General features: G+C 50.8%; 1 tRNA gene and 3 rRNA genes. All 4 read left to right on the top strand.

The features are described from left to right. Nucleotides 1–67 precede the first annotated feature (67 nt). Nucleotides 68–1,642: ribosomal RNA gene (locus tag OXT66_RS09420) — 16S ribosomal RNA — on the top strand. A gap of 421 nt (nt 1,643–2,063) precedes the next feature. After that, nucleotides 2,064–2,136: transfer RNA gene (locus OXT66_RS09415), tRNA-Ala, on the top strand. Nucleotides 2,137–2,303: 167 nt separating this feature from the next. After that, nucleotides 2,304–5,221, top strand: a 23S ribosomal RNA gene (locus OXT66_RS09410). 75 nt (nt 5,222–5,296) lie between these two features. After that, nucleotides 5,297–5,383: ribosomal RNA gene (gene rrf / locus OXT66_RS09405) — 5S ribosomal RNA — on the top strand; the annotation flags it as partial.

Here is a 5,383-nt window from a genome sequence, read left to right as displayed (position 1 = left end):
AACATTTGCGAAGTCAATTCGCTTTTAAGTAACAAATTAAAATCATGAGCTTACAAACAGCTCAGGTAAAACTGAGAGTTTGATCCTGGCTCAGGACGAACGCTGGCGGCGTGCCTAATACATGCAAGTCGAACGCGTCTTGGTGAATGATTGGCGGTGCTTGCACCAAAGAGATTTCACAATGAGACGAGTGGCGAACTGGTGAGTAACACGTGGGGAACCTGCCCATAAGCAGGGGATAACACTTGGAAACAGGTGCTAATACCGTATAACAATGTAAACCGCATGGTTTACATTTGAAAGATGGTTTCGGCTATCACTTATGGATGGACCCGCGGCGCATTAGCTAGTTGGTGAGGTAACGGCTCACCAAGGCAATGATGCGTAGCCGACCTGAGAGGGTAATCGGCCACATTGGGACTGAGACACGGCCCAAACTCCTACGGGAGGCAGCAGTAGGGAATCTTCCACAATGGACGAAAGTCTGATGGAGCAACGCCGCGTGAGTGAAGAAGGGTTTCGGCTCGTAAAACTCTGTTGTTGGAGAAGAACGTGGATGAGAGTAACTGTTCATTCAGTGACGGTATCCAACCAGAAAGCCACGGCTAACTACGTGCCAGCAGCCGCGGTAATACGTAGGTGGCAAGCGTTGTCCGGATTTATTGGGCGTAAAGCGAGCGCAGGCGGTCTTTTAAGTCTGATGTGAAAGCCTTCGGCTTAACCGGAGAAGTGCATCGGAAACTGGGAGACTTGAGTGCAGAAGAGGACAGTGGAACTCCATGTGTAGCGGTGAAATGCGTAGATATATGGAAGAACACCAGTGGCGAAGGCGGCTGTCTGGTCTGTAACTGACGCTGAGGCTCGAAAGCATGGGTAGCGAACAGGATTAGATACCCTGGTAGTCCATGCCGTAAACGATGAGTGCTAAGTGTTGGAGGGTTTCCGCCCTTCAGTGCTGCAGCTAACGCATTAAGCACTCCGCCTGGGGAGTACGACCGCAAGGTTGAAACTCAAAGGAATTGACGGGGGCCCGCACAAGCGGTGGAGCATGTGGTTTAATTCGATGCAACGCGAAGAACCTTACCAGGTCTTGACATCTTCTGCTAACCCAAGAGATTGGGCGTTCCCTTCGGGGACGGAATGACAGGTGGTGCATGGCTGTCGTCAGCTCGTGTCGTGAGATGTTGGGTTAAGTCCCGCAACGAGCGCAACCCTTATTGTTAGTTGCCAGCATTTAGTTGGGCACTCTAGCAAGACTGCCGGTGACAAACCGGAGGAAGGTGGGGATGACGTCAAGTCCTCATGCCCCTTATGACCTGGGCTACACACGTGCTACAATGGACGGTACAACGAGTCGCGAAACCGCGAGGTCAAGCTAATCTCTTAAAGCCGTTCTCAGTTCGGATTGCAGGCTGCAACTCGCCTGCATGAAGTCGGAATCGCTAGTAATCGTGGATCAGCATGCCACGGTGAATACGTTCCCGGGCCTTGTACACACCGCCCGTCACACCATGAGAGTTTGTAACACCCAAAGCCGGTGGGGTAACCTTTTAGGAGCCAGCCGTCTAAGGTGGGACAGATGATTAGGGTGAAGTCGTAACAAGGTAGCCGTAGGAGAACCTGCGGCTGGATCACCTCCTTTCTAAGGAAAAACGGAAACCAGCACANGATTGCAGGCTGCAACTCGCCTGCATGAAGTCGGAATCGCTAGTAATCGTGGATCAGCATGCCACGGTGAATACGTTCCCGGGCCTTGTACACACCGCCCGTCACACCATGAGAGTTTGTAACACCCAAAGCCGGTGGGGTAACCTTTTAGGAGCCAGCCGTCTAAGGTGGGACAGATGATTAGGGTGAAGTCGTAACAAGGTAGCCGTAGGAGAACCTGCGGCTGGATCACCTCCTTTCTAAGGAAAAACGGAAACCAGCACATTTCATCAATGTTTTGTTCAGTTTTGAGAGGTTTACTCTCATATATAGTATCGGAAGATNCCTGATAAGCGTGAGGTCGATGGTTCGAGTCCATTTAGGCCCATCCACCGGCCAGACGACCGGAGTAACTTGGGGAATTAGCTCAGATGGGAGAGCACCTGCTTTGCAAGCAGGGGGTCAGCGGTTCGATCCCGCTATTCTCCATTGTCACGAAGTGACAAACTTGGTTCTTTGAAAACTAGATAATATTAATTTCTGTAGTGAATTATATTTATAATATAATTTCAACCGAGAACACCGCGTATTAAATTGAGTTTTTTAATGTAGTATCGCAATACTCAATAACTTTAACGCAGCACGAAGTGCTGTGAGGTTAAGTTATCAAGGGCGCATGGTGGATGCCTTGGCACTAGGAGCCGATGAAGGACGGGACTAACACCGATATGCTTCGGGGAGCTGTACGTAAGCTTTGATCCGGAGATTTCCGAATGGGGAAACCCAGCAATCTTAGTCGATTGTTACTTAATAGTGAATACATAGCTATTAAGAGGTAGACGTGGGGAACTGAAACATCTCAGTACCCACAGGAAGAGAAAGAAAATTCGATTCCCTCAGTAGCGGCGAGCGAACGGGGAACAGCCCAAACCAACGAGCTTGCTTGTTGGGGTTGTAGGACTGAACATTTGAGTTAACAAAGATAATGATAGCTGAATGAGCTGGGAAGCTCAGCGAAACAGGGTGATAGCCCCGTAGGCGAAATCGTTATCCCTCAGTTCAGGATCCTGAGTACGGCCACACACGTGAAACGTGGTCGGAATCCGGGAGGACCATCTCCCAAGGCTAAATACTCCCTAGTGACCGATAGTGAACCAGTACCGTGAGGGAAAGGTGAAAAGCACCCCGGGAGGGGAGTGAAACAGTTCCTGAAACCATGTGCCTACAAGCAGTTAGAGCCCGTTAATGGGTGATAGCGTGCCTTTTGTAGAATGAACCGGCGAGTTACGGTTGCATGCAAGGTTAAGGTGAAAAGCCGGAGCCGCAGCGAAAGCGAGTCTGAAATGGGCGACTAAGTATGTAGCTGTAGACCCGAAACCAGGTGATCTACCCATGTCCAGGCTGAAGGTGCGGTAAAACGCACTGGAGGGCCGAACCCGTGTACGTTGAAAAGTGCTGGGATGAGGTGTGGGTAGCGGTGAAATTCCAAACGAACTTGGAGATAGCTGGTTCTCTCCGAAATAGCTTTAGGGCTAGCCTCGGAATTAGAATCATGGAGGTAGAGCCACTGTTTGGATGAGGGGCCCGTCATGGGTTACTGAGTTCAGATAAACTCCGAATACCATTGATTTATGTCCGGGAGTCAGACGGTGAGTGATAAGATCCATCGTCGAAAGGGGAACAGCCCAGACCACCAGTTAAGGTCCCTAAATATATGCTAAGTGGAAAAGGATGTGGAGTTGCATAGACAACTAGGATGTTGGCTCAGAAGCAGCCACCATTTAAAGAGTGCGTAATAGCTCACTAGTCGAGTGATTCTGCGCCGAAAATTTACCGGGGCTAAGCATATTACCGAGACTGTGGACTTGACCTTTGGTCAAGTGATAGGAGAGCGTTCTAAGGGCAATGAAGTCAGACCGTAAGGACTGGTGGAGCGCTTAGAAGTGAGAATGCCGGTATGAGTAGCGAAAGATCAGTGAGAATCTGATCCACCGAATGACTAAGGTTTCCTGGGGAAGGCTCGTCCTCCCAGGGTTAGTCGGGACCTAAGCCGAGGCCGAGAGGCGTAGGCGATGGATAACAGGTTGAGATTCCTGTACTAGTAGTTGATGTTTGAGTGATGGAGGGACGCAGGAGGCTAAGTTGTGCGCACGGCTGGAAATGTGCGTTCAAGCTGCAAGTCAGTAAGGGAGTGAAAGGCTTACTTACGGGTTGACAAGCAGTGATGAGGACCGAAATAAAGTAGGGAAGCGACTGACGTCACACTGCCGAGAAAAGCTTCTAGCGAATTAACTACTACCCGTACCGCAAACCGACACAGGTAGTCGAGGAGAGAATCCTAAGGTGAGCGAGTGAACTCTCGTTAAGGAACTCGGCAAAATGACCCCGTAACTTCGGGAGAAGGGGTGCTGACCGCAAGGTCAGCCGCAGTGAAAAGGCCCAGGCGACTGTTTATCAAAAACACAGGTTTCTGCAAAATCGTAAGATGACGTATAGGGGCTGACGCCTGCCCGGTGCTGGAAGGTTAAGTGGATGAGTTAGCTTCGGCGAAGCCCAGAAATGAAGCCCCAGTAAACGGCGGCCGTAACTATAACGGTCCTAAGGTAGCGAAATTCCTTGTCGGGTAAGTTCCGACCCGCACGAAAGGCGTAACGATCTGGGCACTGTCTCAACGAGAGACTCGGTGAAATTAAGATACCTGTGAAGAAGCAGGTTACCCGCGACAGGACGGAAAGACCCCATGGAGCTTTACTGTAGCTTGATATTGGGTGTTGGCACAGCTTGTACAGGATAGGTCGGAGCCGTAGAAACCGGAACGCTAGTTTCGGTGGAGGCGCTGGTGGGATACGACCCTCGCTGTGTGAACACTCTAACCCGCACCACTAAGCGTGGTGGGAGACAGTGTCAGGTGGGCAGTTTGACTGGGGCGGTCGCCTCCCAAATAATAACGGAGGCGCCCAAAGGTTCCCTCAGAATGGTTGGAAATCATTCGCAGAGTGTAAAGGCAGAAGGGAGCTTGACTGCGAGACAGACAGGTCGAGCAGGGACGAAAGTCGGGCTTAGTGATCCGGTGGTACCGTATGGAAGGGCCATCGCTCAACGGATAAAAGCTACCCTGGGGATAACAGGCTTATCTCCCCCAAGAGTCCACATCGACGGGGAGGTTTGGCACCTCGATGTCGGCTCATCGCATCCTGGGGCTGTAGTCGGTCCCAAGGGTTGGGCTGTTCGCCCATTAAAGCGGTACGCGAGCTGGGTTCAGAACGTCGTGAGACAGTTCGGTCCCTATCCGTCGCGGGCGTAGGAAATTTGAGAGGAGCTGTTCCTAGTACGAGAGGACCGGAATGGACATACCGCTGGTGTACCAGTTGTGCCGCCAGGCGCATCGCTGGGTAGCTATGTATGGATGAGATAAACGCTGAAAGCATCTAAGTGTGAAACTCGCCTCAAGATGAGATTTCCCATTCCTTTATGGAAGTAAGACCCCTGAGAGATGATCAGGTAGATAGGTTGGAAGTGGAAGTACAGCGATGTATGGAGCGGACCAATACTAATCGGTCGAGGACTTAACCAAGTAAATTGGTGTTTGAGGATACAGAAATTAATATTAGCTAGTTTTGAGAGAACGAAGTTCTTTCTAGCACCACAGTGTGGTGGCGATAGCCAGAAGGATACACCTGTTCCCATGCCGAACACAGTAGTTAAGCTTCTGCACGCCGAGAGTAGTTGGGGGATC

This window comes from Lentilactobacillus senioris, from assembly GCF_026798195.1.
Classification (GTDB): domain Bacteria; phylum Bacillota; class Bacilli; order Lactobacillales; family Lactobacillaceae; genus Lentilactobacillus; species Lentilactobacillus senioris_A.
Note: the sequence above shows the minus strand (reverse complement) of the source record. Positions and strands in the feature narration are given on the sequence as shown.